Annotated in this window: 2 pseudogenes; one reads left to right on the top strand and one right to left on the bottom strand. The window is 67.5% G+C overall.

Annotated elements, in window-relative coordinates:
* A pseudogene (locus tag EOT10_RS42540) lies at positions 1-202 on the bottom strand (hypothetical protein); the annotation flags it as partial.
* Between the two features lie 248 nt (positions 203-450).
* On the opposite strand from EOT10_RS42540, the pseudogene EOT10_RS40990 reads away from it, so the two are divergent.
* Positions 451-644 (top strand): annotated as a pseudogene (locus EOT10_RS40990) (FMN-binding glutamate synthase family protein); the annotation flags it as partial.

Raw genomic sequence — 644 nt, 5'->3', positions numbered from 1 at the left:
GCTTTGGGTGATTGCGCCCGCTTTGCAGCCGCCGGACGAACAGCACACCGGCCAGCATTCGGAGGGTGAACTCGTGTTGGGCGGTCTCCGGTCTGCTGGCAAGAAGGCGCGGATCCGGCCCAGCGGCCGGAGGCGAGGGCCTGGCGTTTTCGGGTCCCGCGACGGCCATGTCGAACCAATGCGTGGCGGTGCCGACCAACACGGCATCGACGGAAGCGTCCGGCAGCGGTATTTGGCCCCGGTACTACTCGGGCCGAATCCCGGCAGGTCTCGGCGTCAGTTTCATCCGGCGCCGAGACCAGCCCCCCTGACCACAGGCCTGTCCGCACGGCCTCCTATTCTTCGACGGACGCTGATGCCCGTTCGGTCGTGTGCCTGCCGTCCGGCGCCCGACACGACTCAACGACTCCACCGCATCGTGATGGAGTCGCTCACCGAGGAGGAACGTTTATGCACGCCCGGAAGATCGGCGCGGCCGCCGCAACAGCGGTGGCGCTCCTGGCTGCCCGCGACCTCGTCCAGAAGAGGCACGCACTGCTGCGGAACTTCCCGGTGATCGGACACGCCCGGTACCTGTTGGAGACGATCGGGCCCGAGCTGCGGCAGTACATCGTGACCTCCAACGAGGAGGAGCGCCCGTTCAG

Source organism: Streptomyces antnestii (assembly GCF_004005495.1).
Classification (GTDB): Bacteria; Actinomycetota; Actinomycetes; order Streptomycetales; family Streptomycetaceae; genus Streptomyces; species Streptomyces antnestii.
The sequence above is the reverse complement of the archived record's forward strand: the minus strand, read 5'-3'. Positions and strand labels throughout refer to the sequence as shown.